This is a genomic window from Microbacterium mangrovi (assembly GCF_000802305.1).
Taxonomy (GTDB): Bacteria; Actinomycetota; Actinomycetes; order Actinomycetales; family Microbacteriaceae; genus Microbacterium; species Microbacterium mangrovi.
In genome coordinates this window covers 25,204-39,698 of the sequence record NZ_JTDK01000014.1, presented here as the reverse complement: position 1 = coordinate 39,698, position 14,495 = coordinate 25,204, and the positions used below count along the sequence as shown (strand labels likewise).

The following is a 14,495-nucleotide window of genomic DNA, read 5'->3' as shown; positions in this document are numbered from 1 at the left end:
GTTCTCAGACCCGGCCCCATCGTTTAGCGGCCTAGGACGCCGCCCTTTCACGGCGGTAGCACGGGTTCGAATCCCGTTGGGGTCACACCTTCCGACATAATTGAATATCTTCATGGCCCTGTAGCGCAGTTGGTTAGCGTGCCGCCCTGTCACGGCGGAGGTCGCGGGTTCAAGTCCCGTCAGGGTCGCTCTGAGCGACGGGCCCTTTTCGAAGGGCCCTTCGTTTAGGTGCGACAGTTCATGGTTGTTGCACGGCTCTGTAGCTCAGTTGGTAGAGCGCACGACTGAAAATCGTGAGGTCACGGGATCGACGCCCGTCGGAGCCACAAGGGTGATCGTTACAATCACCCCAGAAACCCTCGCCTAGCTTCTACATGGCGGGGGTTTTGCTTTCCCCGGTGAGGGACGTTTTCTGCCCCGAGTCGCGTTCCGGTCGTTGAGCGAGCGAAGCGAGACGAAACGCATCTTCCGCGAAGCCGCCGGTCGTTGACCGAGCGAAGCGAGACGAAACGCATCTCCCGCGGAGCGTGTGCCGGTTCTGTGCCGGGAGCCGCCCGCTTGTAGCACGTCATCCACCGGCCGTACTCTCTGGGCATGGTTTCGAATTCCGTCGTTGGCGTCGCCCTCCCAGGCCACGGTGACAGCGCAGCGCGGTGATCTCGCGGACACGGTGAAGTGGCGGGCGCCGAGCGTCCGGATGTGCGTGCTGATGATCGGTCTCTCTGCCGCGCTGCTCGCCCTCTGTCTGTGGTGGTGGGCGGATTGGGGGTGGGCGTACGGACTCAGTGGCACCGCGTCTGGCGTCGGAGGCCTCGCCATCGGCATCTTCTACCTCGTGCGCGCGTTGCGCAGGCGTCGAGCCGAGAACCGAGGTGAAATCGCTCCGGTCGCACCACAGCTCTTCAAGGGCACGCGCGTGGTCGCGGTCCAGACGATCGGCGGGTGGGAGCGACCGAAAGTGCCAGCGGGGTCGGTCGGCACCGTCGTCCAGAGCGAGCGCGATTGGACGGGCCAGGCCGATGTCCTGTTCATCGTGCCAATGGGCTCGTGGGGCAACCAGCAGATCGTCACGAAGGTCTTCCCCGAAGAGGTAGAGATCGCTGAGACGTAGACGCTCCCACACGGTGCGCCCAGCGGGGTCGATGCGCGCATCGGGATGGTCAAGCAGGCAGTGTCATGGACGCCTCAATCACTGCTCGAGTTACGTTTCGGACGTCTGATGCGAGAAAACGGCCCGGGGAAGAATGGTCAACCGTTCCGAGTGCTTGCTTCCCGTCGTCGGCGGTAAAGGTCACAGCGTGTATGACCGCGTTCCTCCGCTGCGAGGCAGGTCTTGCCGGGCACGAGTAGAGCAGGACCAGAACGACCCACCATCCGCGACGCCACAGCCGTGGCAGTTCCCCCCGCCCAGTAGGCGCGCTCGAGCGCCCACGACCGGGCCATCATCACCTCCGCGAGGCTTCATCTTCTGAGCGCGGAGGGAAAACGCGACCCGCGGACGACCACCCGTCTCTTTCACGTAGGGAGTGACGGACAGTCCGTCGAAGACGACTGGCCGGAACGGCAGGCCATTGGCCTCCGGCGGCGCCGTCGGTTCGCTGATGCTCGCGATCTTGCCCGTGACCTCGTTCTGGCATCGATGATGCGCACCTGCCACAGCGGCCCGCCGGTGTTCCTGTCGAGATCCTGCCCCTGCCGCTCTCCGTCATCGGACCATTTCACGACCGGCTCGACCTCGCCGACCATGAACGCCCCACGAGGGAAGTAGGCCTCGAAGCTGACCGGGACTCCTGACTGCAGTGCCATGACTAGTTCCTCTCAGTCGGTGAGCTTTGTTCTCACTCATTAGTGTGACGCTTTCTCCTTACCCTGCCAACCTTTTTCTCATCACTTATGCCAACAGCTCCATCGCGCAGCTATAGGTGTGGGCCGTAAGCTATCTAGCTGGAGGTGGGAGCATGAGCACCACAACATGGGGCGTTGTTGCTGAGCCCGTGCGCAGCGTGCTGCAGCGCTTGCAAGAGCGCGCAGCGGAGGCGGTGGGCGCGATGGATACAACCCCCATCGCCGGAGACGCTCCCCAGAATCACGACGAAGCGTTTCGGCGCATGTCCGCGGCATCTGAAGCAGCGGATCGCGCCACTCGCGACTACCGCAGTGTCTTCAACGCGTATACGCACAAGTTCCACCAGCCCAAGCCGCCCATCGGCGAACTCGCCGCGATGCAGGGAGCGATCACGCAGTCGTTCGCCAAGCGCTACACACCCAAGACGGTCGCGGCGATCGAAGCTCTGCTCTCCGATGACCCAGACCTCGATGCGATCAGAAACGGGATCCGAGCCCTCGGCTTCGATGACTTGTGGGGCATCTCAGCGGCGCTCGATGAGGCCATGACCTCCGCACAACGGGACCCGCGATTCGTTCCCTGGACGCGGATCGACGAGCCCATCAGCGCGATCCAGCGCGTCGTGGTCGAGAAGGGCGGCGCGGCACCGACCAAAACCGGTTTCGAAGGCATGCGCCTCCCCGGAACTGTGGACGACTCCGTCGAGACCCGGCGCTCGTAGCTGTGAGACCTTTCTTTACTCGTTCAAGCCGCGGACTCCGTCCGCGCGATGTCCGGCCACCTGCGGTGCGTGCGGTCCTCGCTCCGCTCCGGTCCGCGCGCTCCTCGGCGTCTGGACATCACCGGAGCCCTTGACGTCCCGTGTCGCAGGTCCACGCTAACCTCAATCTTGACCTCGCTAGAGAAAGCAGCTACGTGCTCGACGTAAAGACGACTCGCCCGCAGTACGACAGTCCCCTGCGCTACCCAGGCGGCAAGTCGTCCCTGTCTGCCTTCCTTGGGGAAGCCATCGCGAAGGCGGAGATCGAGGGAGTGACTTATGTCGAGCCTTTTGCAGGTGGAGCTGGCGCAGCCATCACCCTGCTGCTCCAGGACCGCGTCGAGCGTGTCGTCATCAATGACCTCGATCCCGCCGTCTATTCGTTCTGGCGCGCCGTCGTTGATGAAGGCCCTCGCTTCACCGCCACGCTACAAGCTGTGCCCCTCACACTAAATGAGTGGCGTGCACAGAAGCAGACCTATGCCTCAGGTAGGGCCGCTGGGGGATACTCCTTCGAACTCGGATTCGCGTTCTTCTATCTCAATCGCACCAATCGATCTGGCGTGCTGAACGCCGGAGTGATCGGCGGGCAGCAACAATCTGGTCGCTACAAAATCGATGCTCGCTTCAATCGAGAAAAGCTCACGTCCCGTATCGATAGCATCTCTAAACTCCGCGAAAGGATCACAGTTTCGTCTCGCGATGGAAGAGCCGTGATCGAAGAGTACGCATCACTCCCCGAGGTGTTTCTCTACGTCGATCCCCCATACGTGCAGATGGGTGGCAGCCTGTACCTGAACTCGTTCACGGAAGCCGATCACACATTCCTGGCCATGTGCTTGAACCGGAACTCTTCTGCAAACTGGGTGCTTACTTATGATGACACTCAGTTGATCCGTGATCTATATGACGAGCGCTACCAGGAAACGTTTAGCCTGATCTATTCTGCGCGCAATATGGGAGTCGCGACCGAATTGATGGTCCTCTCCGATCGCATGCGCGATTCAATGATCGCTAAGAGCCTCTGAGTGCACGCCTTGCCCTGCTGACCCATTTGGTAATCTCGCGCAATTCCAACGCGACGGCAGGATCCCACTCGCCTCTGAGGCGTAGTACATCCGGAACAAAAAGTGTCATCCGAATGCGATCTATGACCACACCTAGGAGCATTTCCAGGGTGTGAGCATCGTCCTGGAGCAGCTCATCCCAAGTGCCCTTCTTTCCAACTCGAAGGTCTTCGTGCATGAGGTGTGGAATATACATAGCCGGAATGTAGTGTCCTGATGGATGCTCCTCAAACCATTTGAGGAAATGACTCTTCAACTTGTTCTTGACCGACTTGTCTCGCCATCTCTTGCCACTAGCAACCTGGCCGTAGGAGACGAGGACGTTCGAGCGACCGTCCGCGAACGGCCGCCAAGTGATGACATCAACGCCACCATCCTTGTTGCTCGTCTGCGAGGGCGGCTTGCGACTACGAAGGAGCCCGCTCCCGAGCACTGAGGTTAAACGTTGAAGAGCCGGCCCGTAGTCGTCGCCCTCGGGTCGAGGGAAGGCAATCCAGAACGACGGGCCACCCAGCAGTGCTGGCGAGATGAGAAAGACAATCCGCTGAAATGCGTCCGCAACTGGTTTTACCGCAAAGAGCGCTCGGTCAACTCCGGGGATCCGATCATGCCTGGCAGCGGACAGCAACAGACAGGCAACATAGACCGTCCTAGCCAGCCGTATTTCCGAACGGTTCCTCAGCTCCTGGCGAAGCCTGAGAACCCACCCCCTGCGAGATAGTGACAATTCAAATGGGTAGAGGTCGCCGAGGACTTCCTGTCGCCAACGGATCTCGTCCGTTGCACGTTCGAGAAGATCATCGAACTCGCCGTCCATGATTTCAGGGTCACCCCCGAACTCAGCGACTTCACGATCATCATCAAATCCATCGTCGTCGTCGTCGCTACCGGAGTCCCAACTCAGCGCCGAGACGTACTGTGACGACCGAAAACTTCCAATCTCGGACTCGAGGACCTTCAATTCAATCCAGTCGGCCGCATGCGATCGCGTCGCCCTCCGATCGACCGGGGAGATGGCGTTGGTCACTCGGCTGCTTCTTCCGCCGTATCTTTCTCTGCCGTCATCGCTGTAATGATCCCCCGCACGGTCTTCTGCACGCTGAGGGCCATCTCATGGAGATCAGGGTCATACGCGTAGTCACCTGCCGCTTCACTCGCCGCTCGGGCAGCCTTGTTAAGGGCGAACAGGCGCTCGGCGAAACGCCGGCTACGATCCTCTACTTGCTCGTAGGCAACTTTGAGATCCCGATCCGAGACCAGCATTGCGGTCGCCGTCTGATTCCCGAGAACATCCACCAGCTGGTTGAGGTTTGGGTTCTGGCTCTGAATTACGGTCTTGTGCGCACCCTGCCCGTAGAGCAAGGTCATGAAAGTCAACAAGGACTCATGACGCCCTGCGGGTACGGGGTCATCGGGCAGTAGTTCAGTAACCGCATCGTCTAGTCCGAGGTATGCACGGACGTTGGGCCGCGGAAGGGCGGTATAGAGATGTGAGAACGAGAAGTTTGATTTCGTGCGTTCGGCGATATCAAACCCGAGTCGCTGAGCCTGTCGAAGAACGATGTACGCATTCACAAGTCGGGCAACCGTATTGTGACTGTCACCTAGACGCTTCGCGACCGCGTCAAGCGAAATCCCTGACGGATCTCGCACCCAATCCCATGCAAACTTTGCCTTCGCGAGTGAATCCCACTTATGTGGGCCATTCACATGTTTGAATCCGATGAAGTCGCGCGCCTGCGATGGGCTACTCACCTTGATCGCTAGCACCTCGTCGGGGAGCGCGTTCGGATGCAGCGGGCTCGGGGGTGTGATCCCATATTCACGCTGCAAGGCGGGGTCTCGAAGGATACGCAGGGCGGCGAGGCGGCGGTTACCCTCGAGAACCACGTTCCCGTCTCGAAGCACGACCAGGGGCTCGTAGTTGAGCCACCCTGTGTTGCCGATCGCTTGAACTAGCTCGTTCGCGTCGGCCTCATCGACTAGGAACTCGAGCGCCTCCTCTTCCGAGTCAAAAGGTTGCTCAGGGTGCCTAGGATTGTTTCGGTCCAGGCAGAGGTCTTCAACGTTAACCGGTTGAGCGTCCGAGATCGGCTCTACAGCCTCCCCCACGGCGGGTGTGGCGTTATCTGCCATGCTCATCGGGACTCCTCTTCATCCGTGTGCGCGTTCCATCCTCTCGTACTTGACACTCGCCGTGCGCCCTCATCCAAGCCTGTGAATAAGTTGTGCCGGTTCCGTGCCGGTGGCTCCGCTGACGTCACCCACCGCCAACCGCAACCACCGAGCGCGACTTCCGCGGATTCCCGCGGGTAACGAGCACCAACCGGCACCCAACAGCCCGTGTCATCGAACTGAAAATCGTGAGTTCACGGGATCGACGCCCGTCGGGGCCACGGAAACCCTCGCGTAGCTTCTACATCGCGAGGGTTTCTTTGTTTCTGCTGATCAGCGCACGCTCATCCGACGGATCTCCTCCGCGTACTGATCGAGCACGTCGAAAATGCCGCGGTGCTGCCAGACACGACCGCGTGTCTTCCCCGTGGTCTCGGTGAGGACCTCCCGCTCAGTGAGTGCGTCGAGCGCACGAAGCGCCGCCATCTCGCCCAGGCCCACGGTCGTCATGAGGTACTTCGTATTGACCGCGGGCTGTCCGACGAGCGCAGGCAGAACCTTCCACGCCGCGGCGTTCGCCCGGATGCCCTTCATCTTCGCGCGTGACTCGTCGAGTTCACGGACCAGATCATCGACGAGTCGGGTGCCCGAGCTCGCCGCGATCCGGGCTGCCGAGGCGAATTCCCGGATGATGGGGCCGGCATCACCGTCCCGGAATGCGCTCAGCGCACCGAAGTAGCGGTTCACGTCGACGAGCAGCCCCGCAGATATCGGCACGGCGGTGGAGCCGACCAGGCCCTTGTTGCGGAGGATCGACTGGGCCAGCGCCCGCCCTGTCCGGCCGTTGCCGTCGACGAACGGATGGATCGTCTCGAACTGGGCATGAGCGACAGCGACCTGTACGAGCACGGACACGTCCTCGCGCCGCGCGAACGCGACCAGATCCTCAATCGCACCGGGGATGCGGTCATGATGCGGCGCGACGAACTCGGCCAGTCGGGGGCCGGCGTTCCCGGTTCCGATCCATACCTGCTCGCGCCGGTATTTCCCAGCCTCCTGCTCGAGGCCGACCTGGTGACTCAGCAGCGCGTCGTGCATGGCGAGGATGGACTCCTCGCTGATCTCGTCCGCGAGGGCAAGCGCTGCCTCCATGGCGCGGACGTTGCCGACGACGGTGAGCGCGTTTCGCTTCTCGCCCTCGTCGATCTCGGCGAGGGCGAGCTGTCTCGCCGAAGTCGTCAGGTGCTCGATCTGCGAGCTGGATGCCGACTCCGTGCGCAGCAGGATCGCGGTCATCGGTCCGAGTGCCGGGTTGTCGGTGCCGAGGGTGCGTTGTGCATGCTGGTCGAACGCGACCAACTGCCGGGTCGCGTCCTCCACGTCGGCAGCGTCTTCCCCGGAGATGTGGGGCTCCCAGCCGGCGATCGAGGCGGTGACGGTCGCCTCGTAGGGACCGGTCTGGCGCACCACTTCGGCGCGCGAGTACATCTGCGGCGCGCGCGGCTTCCAGTCGAACGTCTCGGAGGAGACGGGATCGATCGGGATCCCAACGTCAGCGGGAGGTGTGCTCACCCCATCATTTTACCAACACTTAGTTCTATAAGTGTTGGTAAGGGTTACAGACTCCAACAGAAGGTGGTTCCACTGCCAACACCTTGGGGAACATCTGTTGGTAACGGCACGTCTTACTCCCGTTTAGACGTCGGATATGACTCCAAGGAGAGGCCGGGTCTGGACCGGCTCTCAGCTGACAGACTCGATGAGAGACCGCTCGTTGCGGCGCAGCCACTCCTGCCGGCGCAGGATCGCGTCGCCGACGCCCTCGTCCCACATCCGGCGCCAGCCGCCGCCGTCGACCAGCGCTCGATGTCGCATGAGGTGCCACGACCGCTCGGCACCGTTCCGCGCGAGGGGCACGAGCAGCCTCCGCTCGGCGGGATCGAGGGAGTAGGCGTCCAGCATGGCTCTGGTGCGCTGGTACGGGTCGACATCGATGAGCGGGCCAGGACGGTCCTCTGCCGGCATCCAGGGTGCCCACCACTGCAGCATGTTGCAGATGTCGTCGGCCCGCGAGCTCGCCCGGGCCAGGTCGAAGTCGATCAGACCGACGGCGGCACCCTCCCGGAACACGACGTTCTCGACCGTGATGTCGCGGTGCCCGATGAGGTCGCGATGCACTTCGAGCGCCGGCGGGAGCCCCTGCGGTTCAGACAAGCGCGCTCCGTCGAACACCGTCGGCACCCCGAGAGACGCGACAGCGTCGTGGTATCGACGCAGCAGGCGTGCGACGCTGATCGCCCGGTCGGTGTCGGCCACCCACTCCGGCGCGGGTCGCCCGGCGGTCTCGCCTTCGATGAACGACAGCACGTCGCGGCCGCGGTCATCGACGCCGAGGTAGCGGGGTGCGCCGTCGAACCCGGTCTCTTCCAGATGCTCGAGCAGGACACGGACTGCAGGCGACGAAATGCCCGGCGGACGCCGAACGGTGTCACCGGAGCGCACGACGCCGACCGTGACGTCGCCTCCGAGAAGAGGCGTCTCGGGGCTGTCGGAAGTCCACGCCTGCTGCCTCGCGCTCATCATTCGATCCTGCCATCGCTTCGATGGCGCCGTGCCGCCCCGGGGCATCCCGCCCCGCTATCGGGCGGACCCGACGGGCCCGTCGACCGGGCGCTGCTCGCGCCGGATGAGGGCGACGACGATGGCGCCCGTGGCGATCAGCCAGCAGCCCGCCATGATCGCGGAGCTGAAGTCTTCGCCGTAGTCGAGAAAGCTCATCCCGTTGAAGAAAGCGCCGAACGTGAAGAACGCGGCAATGCCGGTGAGCCACCGCCAGCCACGGGCTCGGCGGAGAACGCAGGTGACGAACAGCGTGACGGAGCCGGCGAACAGCGCGGCCCCGACGAGCGCGTGCGTGAACAGCGCCGGCCCGCCAGCTCCGGACAGTGCCCAGAGGAGACTCGTGAACGACCGGCTGAAGTACTCGTCGCCGGATGTCCCGGGGTGCACGTCCGGAATCGTCACGAAGAGGTTGAGCGTCATCCCGAGGACGAACTGCAGGGCGTAGCCGACGAGCATCACGATGGCGAATCGTCGCAGGAAGCCGGCCCTCATACGGCAGGGCTACCAGCGAAGACGCGGCACCGCAACCGACTCAGTTCGCCAGTTCCACTCTGTCTCCGCCTGCGGCCTTCGCGCGATACATCGCGAGGTCGGCCCGGCGGATGAGTTGGTCGGGTGTGATCGTGCTCCCGGGCGGCGCGATCGCGAGTCCGATGCTGGCCTTGATCTCGCGCCACGGGCCGGGGCGGTTCTGAAAATCGTGGAGCATCGCGAGGATGCGATCGGCGATATCGGTTGCGACGGAGGACTCGTCGAGTTCGCAGGCGATGACGAACTCATCGCCGCCGTACCGGGCGACCAGGTCTTCGCTGCGAACAGCGGCGAGGAGCAGATTCGCCACCTCGCAGAGCAGTCGGTCTCCGGTGTGGTGCCCGAGCAGATCGTTGATCTGCTTGAACTTGTCGAGGTCGATGAAAAGCACGGCGCATCCGGACTTTTCCATGAGCTCGCTCATCTGCGTCTCTAGGAGCCGCCGGTTCGGAAGCCCGGTGACCTCGTCGTGGGTGGCGGCGTGCGCCAGCAGGGCCTGCAGCTTGAGGGTCGCGAGAGACTGCGCCGCCTGCCCCGCGAGTGCTTCCGCCAGCGGCGACGCCTCCCAGTCGAAGGTGCGCTCGTGATGGAACCAGCTGATGAACGCCCCGAAGTCGATCTCCTCATGATGCAGGGGCGCGGCGAGGATGGACTGGATGCCGGCGCTCCGCATCGCCGATCCGAGACCGGCCTTCACCTCGTCACCCGCGTCCGGTCCTTCGATCCGCACCACTCGCCGGGATGCACTGACCAGGTCGACGAGGGACGTGGTGTCGAACTCGGAAGGCAACGGGTCGAAGCCCGCGGAAATCGCCGTCGAGCCGTCGGATCGGCGGAGGTACACCGTCGATTCCTCGGCCCGATAAGCCCGGGTCGTCGTCTCTGCGAGGATCTCGCCGAGACGATCCTCGTCCGTGGCGGCGGCGAACCGCACCGCACTGTCCATGATCAGCTGCAGACGGACGCGGGTTCGATCCGCGAGGGCGTATCGGCGGCGCAGGTCGGTCAGCCCGCGGTACCGTTCACTCGCCTCCTGCACGACGAGGACATCGTGTCCGTCGTCGCCCTGCGCCACGTGGCGCGTCACCATCGCAGCCCGCCCGGGTGTGCGTGGATCGACCATCATCCGCGGACCGAGCTTCCCCGTCCGGATCGGGTCGTCGGTGTCGACCATGACCTCGCGGATCGGCAGGCCGACGAGGTCGGCCGCGGCCGTCCCGGCCCACTCGCCGAACCATCGGTTGGCTGCGGCGACGCGGCCGTCACCGTCCAAGCGCACGATCCCGACCGGCAACCCGTCGGCAGCGTGTTCGTTCATGCATCCCTCCTTCGGCCGGCATTCAGATCGGATTCTACGAGAGAGCCCTCCCGTACCCTCCGTTTTCCCTGATGTCAAGGGTCTCCAACGTCGTGTCGCACTCACCTACATGTAGTAGCCAACCCGTTCTCCGACGCTCGCAGTCGCGATGCGTCCGGAACGACCTCACGACCCGAGGAGGCCTCGAGCCCATGGATGACAAGACGAAGATGGCAGGGGTGCTGCTGGGTGGCTACCTGCTCGGCCGTACGAAGAAGCTGCGCCTGGCACTGGTGATCGCGACCGCGGTCGCCGGGAGGAAGTTCCTCCCCGTTCTGATCGAGCGAGGGAAGGATCTGCTGAATTCTTCGCCCGAGGTGAAGAAGCTGACCGAGCAGGTCACCGGCAAGATGACCGTCGCGATCAAGGAGGCGGGCGTCGCCGGAGCCGCCAAGGGGATCTCCTCGCTGACGGACAAGATCCGCAACCGGACGGACCGCATGAGCGGTGAATCCGACGAGGAGGAGCCCGAAGAGCCGGCCGACGAGGAAGAAGCCGACCAGGAGGAGCCCGCCGACGAGGAGCAGCCCTCTGACGAGGACGAGGGCGACCAGGACGACTCCGCCGAGGAGGAAGAGCCCGCCGACGAGGACGAATCCGCGGACGAAGAAGAGTCCGAGCCGGCGCCGAGGAAGCAGGCGACCCGGTCGCGAAGCGCCTCCGGCAACGGCACGCGCAGTGCGTCCGGCAGCGGCTCGCGCAGCTCGTCCGGCAGCGGCACGCGAAGCAGCTCCGGCAGCGGCACCGCGAAGAAGCCCGCACAGCGATCGAGCTCCTCGTCCAAGTCGACGGGATCCTCGTCGTCCTCCAAGCCCGCACCGCGCCGTCGCAGCTCCTCGGGCTCGTCGGGCAGCGGCTCGTCGAGCAGTGGTTCGTCGAGCGGCGGTTCCTCGAGTGGCCGCACTCGCCGGTCGTCGTCCAAGTAAGGAGTCCACGACATGGCTGACAAGTCGTCAGAGTCGCTGACAGACAAGCTGCCCCTCGACGACCTGATGGACTCCACCATCAAGTTCGGAAAGGCACTCTTCGGCAACGTGCTCGGCAAGGCCTCCGACAAGGTCGAGGGCTACACCGAGAAGCTGACCGGATTCGCGAACGGCGAATCGTCCGGCGTCGCCGGGCAAGCCGTGAAGGGCGGCGTCGAGGCCTCTGCCGAGGGCAAGAGCCCCGTCAAAGGCGCCATCGGCGGAGCTCTCTCCGGCGTGAAGGACAAGATCAAGGATGCCTTCACCGGCGGCGGCGGGAAGGGCAGCAAGAAGCAGAAGGTCGTCAACCTCGTCGAGTGGATCGACGTCGGCGTCCCGATCTCGGTCGCCTACAACCAATGGACGGAGTTCGATCAGTGGTCCGACTTCATGAAGAAGGTCGAACGCTCCGAGCCCTCTGAAGAGGAAGGCACCGTCGCCTTCAAGGGACAGGTGTTCTGGTCTCACCGGCAGTGGGACGCGAAGATCAAGGAGATGGTGCCGGATGACCGCATCATCTGGAAGTCCAGCGGGCAGAAGGGCCATCTCGACGGTGCGGTGACGTTCCATGAGCTGGCGCCGCGCCTGACCCGGATCTGCATCGTCGTCGAGTACTACCCGCAGGGGTTCATGGAGAAGACCGCCCAGATCTGGCGCGCGGTCGGGCGCCGCGTCCGCGTCGAGATGAAGCGTTACGTGCGTCACGTCATGACGACGACGATCCTCGATCCGGACAGCGTCGAAGGGTGGCGCGCCGAGATCCGCGACGAGGAGATCGTCCGGACCCACGAAGAGGTCGTCGAGCAGGAGAACGCCGAGAAGGAGGACCAGGAGAACGGGTCGGACGAGGCGGAGCCCGAAGAGGGTGACGAGGCGGAGGACGAGTACGACGAGGAGGAGGCGCCCTCCGACGAGGACGAGTCCTCCGATGAGGACTACGCGAACGACGAGTCCGACGAGGAGTACGCGGACGAGGAGCCCGCCGACGAATCGGACGAGGAGTACGCGGACGAGGAGCCCGCCGACGAGTCCGACGAGGAGTACGCCGACGAAGAACCCGCCGACGAATCCGACGAGGAGTACGCCGACGAAGAGCCCGCCGAGGAATACGCCGACGAAGAATCCGACGAGGAATACGCCGACGAAGAACCCGCCGACGAATCCGACGAGGAGTACGACGAAGAACCCGCCGACGAGGAACCGGCCGACGAAGAAGCCGAACCCGCCGACGAAGACGAAGAGAACGAGGAAGCCGAGCGACAGCCGGCGCGAAGGGCAGGTAAGGGCCGATGAGCATGACGACGCAATCGCAATCCCGCGGGTCCCGCGGCGGATACCTCGAGCGTCCGGCACCGAGTTCGCTCGCGGACGTGATCGAGATCATCCTCGACAAGGGGCTCGTGATCGACGCGTACGTCCGGGTGTCGCTGGTCGGCATCGAAGTGCTGACCATCGATGCGCGCATCGTGATCGCGAGCGTGGACACGTACCTGCGGTTCGCCGAGGCGACGAATCGGCTCGACCTGACCAAGGACAGCAAGGATCTCCCCGAACTCGTCGAGGGCATGCAGGAGAGCGGGGCCAAGGGCAAGACCAGCGGCGCGCTCTCGGGCGTGAAGGAAGCGTTCAAGGGGGACAAGGACGACAAGGACGACGACAAGGACGACGACAACGGCGAACAGCGTCGTCCCCCGCGTCGCCGGGCAGCGAGCCGAAGCGAATGACCGCCACCGACACCGACCAGTACGTCTACGGCATCGTGCGCACCGGCACGCCGACGCCGCCGGTGGCAGGCGTCGACGACGAACCCGTCGACGTCCTGACCGCCGGTGACCTCGCCGTGCTCGTGAGCCCGGTCGTGGATGCCGGGGAGATCGGCACCCCCGAGAACCTGCTGGCGCACAGCAGGGTCCTGGATCAGGTCGCCGCCGGGGATGCCGTGCTGCCGATGGCCTTCGGGACGGTCGTGCCGGATGCCGACGTTCTCGTCGAGGACATCCTGCCGCGCCTGCACGACGACTACCTCGAGCGGCTGCACCGCATCGAGGGCGCCACCCAGTTCACCGTGCGCGCGCGGTACGTCGAAGACGCCGTGCTGGCCGAAGTGATCTGGGAGAACCCGAACATCGCACGGCTGCGCGAGTCCACCGTCGGCACCACCGAGGAGGAGTCGTACAACGAGCGGATCGAGCTGGGCCGGTCGGTCTCGGACGCCATCGGGCGCAAGGCCGAGGAGGATGCCCGCGCGCTCTCGGAACGCCTCACCCCGCTGTCACGGGACCTGGTGATCCGGGAGCGGACCAGCGCGGAGGATGTCGCGGAGATCGTCGCGCTGGTCGACCGGAACGCGCAGGCCGACTTCGAGCGCGCCGTCGAAAGCCTGGCGGCGGAGAGCGCGGGTCGCATCATCTTCCGCCTGCTCGGCCCGCAGGCGCCCTACGACTTCGTGGGCGAGGTGTGAGCGCATGGGTCTGCTGACCAGCCTCGTCACCCTTCCGCTGGCGCCCGTTCGAGGAACCACCTGGCTCGCCGAGCGCGTGCTCGAGGAGGCCGAGCGCCGATATTACGATCCGGGCGCGATCCGGCGACAGCTCGAAGAGATCAGCGCCGCCCGGGAAGCCGGGGCGATCTCGGACGAGGACGCTCGCGCGGCGGAGAAGGAGCTGGTCGCACGACTCATCGAATCGCGGAGGCATCCGCGGCGGGAGGCATAGCCATGGCCGATGACGAGCAGTCCACGCAGGACGCACCGCGAAAGCGGCCGGCCGCACGGCGTCCGAGCACCGGTTCCTCCGCGAACCGGCCATCTCGCGCGCGACGCCCCAAGGACGCCGAACACGACGAGCCCCGAGAGCACGACAAGGCCCCGGAGCACGACAAGCCCCAGGCGCACGACGAGCACGCGCACGACAAGCCGCAGGAGCACGACAAGCCCCAGGAGCACGAGCACGGCGGCCGGAAGATGAAACCGGCGCAGGCTGCGCGGGAGGCGGTGCAACAGCTGCAGGAGCTGACACAGCACGAGGTCGAAGGCGTGGTCGGCATCGAGAAGGGCGACGACGGCGGCTGGAAGGTCACCGTGGAAGTCGTCGAGACCCGCCGCATCCCGGACACCGCGGACATCCTGGCCGAGTACGAAGTGGGCGTCGACGACGAGGGCGCCCTCACCACGTACACGCGGCGGTCGCGGTACACGCGGGGCCGGACCTCCCGCGACTGAAGCCCGTGCACC

Annotated in this window: 15 protein-coding genes and 3 tRNA genes; 12 read left to right on the top strand and 6 right to left on the bottom strand. The window is 64.5% G+C overall.

The genetic code is table 11. The annotated features are described in order from the left end of the window. The first annotated feature begins 12 nt into the window (after positions 1-12). The 6 genes from LK09_RS14420 to LK09_RS14395 all read left to right on the top strand — a co-directional run bounded on the left by LK09_RS14420 (position 13) and on the right by LK09_RS14395 (position 3,634). A tRNA-Glu gene (locus tag LK09_RS14420) sits at positions 13-85 on the top strand. Positions 86-114: 29 nt separating this feature from the next. Next, positions 115-188: transfer RNA gene (locus tag LK09_RS14415), tRNA-Asp, on the top strand. A 65-nt stretch (positions 189-253) separates the two neighbouring features. After that, positions 254-326 (top strand) — tRNA-Phe (locus LK09_RS14410). A gap of 377 nt (positions 327-703) precedes the next feature. Next, entirely contained in the window at positions 704-1,111 is a 408-nt protein-coding gene (locus LK09_RS14405) for a hypothetical protein (protein WP_156138836.1), read from the top strand. A gap of 847 nt (positions 1,112-1,958) precedes the next feature. After that, entirely contained in the window at positions 1,959-2,567 is a 609-nt protein-coding gene (locus LK09_RS14400) for a hypothetical protein (RefSeq protein ID WP_156138834.1), read from the top strand. A 194-nt stretch (positions 2,568-2,761) separates the two neighbouring features. After that, complete coding sequence (locus tag LK09_RS14395) at positions 2,762-3,634, top strand: DNA adenine methylase (protein ID WP_039401208.1); 873 nt, start codon at positions 2,762-2,764, stop codon at positions 3,632-3,634. Here LK09_RS14395 and LK09_RS21550 read toward each other — a convergent pair. From LK09_RS21550 to LK09_RS14370, 6 genes are all read right to left on the bottom strand, one after another. Further along, the gene (locus LK09_RS21550) at positions 3,621-4,700 is read right to left on the bottom strand and encodes a hypothetical protein (protein WP_156138832.1); all 1,080 of its coding nucleotides are present in this window, start codon (positions 4,698-4,700) and stop codon (positions 3,621-3,623) included. The genes LK09_RS14395 and LK09_RS21550 overlap by 14 nt on opposite strands. Continuing rightward, positions 4,697-5,815 (bottom strand): hypothetical protein, encoded by a 1,119-nt coding sequence (locus tag LK09_RS14390; RefSeq protein ID WP_156138831.1) that lies wholly within the window; start codon positions 5,813-5,815, stop codon positions 4,697-4,699. The genes LK09_RS21550 and LK09_RS14390 overlap by 4 nt, the downstream gene beginning before the upstream one ends. Positions 5,816-6,121: 306 nt before the next feature. Continuing rightward, positions 6,122-7,360 (bottom strand): Fic family protein, encoded by a 1,239-nt coding sequence (locus LK09_RS22145; protein WP_039400877.1) that lies wholly within the window; start codon positions 7,358-7,360, stop codon positions 6,122-6,124. Between the two features lie 171 nt (positions 7,361-7,531). Next, positions 7,532-8,368, bottom strand: coding sequence for a phosphotransferase (locus LK09_RS14380; protein WP_082008297.1), 837 nt, complete (start codon positions 8,366-8,368; stop codon positions 7,532-7,534). 57 nt (positions 8,369-8,425) lie between these two features. Beyond that, entirely contained in the window at positions 8,426-8,902 is a 477-nt protein-coding gene (locus LK09_RS14375) for a hypothetical protein (protein WP_156138830.1), read from the bottom strand. Between the two features lie 40 nt (positions 8,903-8,942). Then, positions 8,943-10,259 carry a diguanylate cyclase domain-containing protein gene (locus LK09_RS14370; protein ID WP_039400864.1) on the bottom strand — a complete coding sequence of 439 codons (1,317 nt, stop codon included), beginning with the start codon at positions 10,257-10,259 and terminating at the stop codon, positions 8,943-8,945. Positions 10,260-10,450: 191 nt separating this feature from the next. On the opposite strand from LK09_RS14370, the gene LK09_RS14365 reads away from it, so the two are divergent. The 6 genes from LK09_RS14365 to gvpO are packed head-to-tail and all read left to right on the top strand — an operon-like array spanning position 10,451 to position 14,483. After that, on the top strand, positions 10,451-11,224 hold the full coding sequence (locus LK09_RS14365) for a hypothetical protein (protein ID WP_039400860.1): 774 nt from the start codon (positions 10,451-10,453) through the stop codon (positions 11,222-11,224). 12 nt (positions 11,225-11,236) lie between these two features. Beyond that, a complete protein-coding gene (locus LK09_RS14360; RefSeq protein WP_052226807.1) occupies positions 11,237-12,556 on the top strand; it encodes an SRPBCC family protein in 1,320 nt (439 codons plus the stop codon). Positions 12,557-12,558: 2 nt separating this feature from the next. Further along, positions 12,559-12,987, top strand: coding sequence for a gas vesicle protein GvpJ (gene gvpJ / locus LK09_RS14355; protein ID WP_039400856.1), 429 nt, complete (start codon positions 12,559-12,561; stop codon positions 12,985-12,987). Beyond that, positions 12,984-13,724 (top strand): GvpL/GvpF family gas vesicle protein, encoded by a 741-nt coding sequence (locus LK09_RS14350; RefSeq protein ID WP_039400853.1) that lies wholly within the window; start codon positions 12,984-12,986, stop codon positions 13,722-13,724. Before gvpJ ends, LK09_RS14350 begins: the two co-directional genes overlap by 4 nt. 4 nt (positions 13,725-13,728) lie before the next feature. Beyond that, a complete protein-coding gene (locus LK09_RS14345; protein ID WP_039400850.1) occupies positions 13,729-13,977 on the top strand; it encodes a gas vesicle protein GvpG in 249 nt (82 codons plus the stop codon). A 2-nt stretch (positions 13,978-13,979) separates the two neighbouring features. After that, positions 13,980-14,483 carry a gas vesicle protein GvpO gene (gvpO, locus tag LK09_RS21180; protein WP_082008276.1) on the top strand — a complete coding sequence of 168 codons (504 nt, stop codon included), beginning with the start codon at positions 13,980-13,982 and terminating at the stop codon, positions 14,481-14,483. Positions 14,484-14,495: the final 12 nt, after the last annotated feature.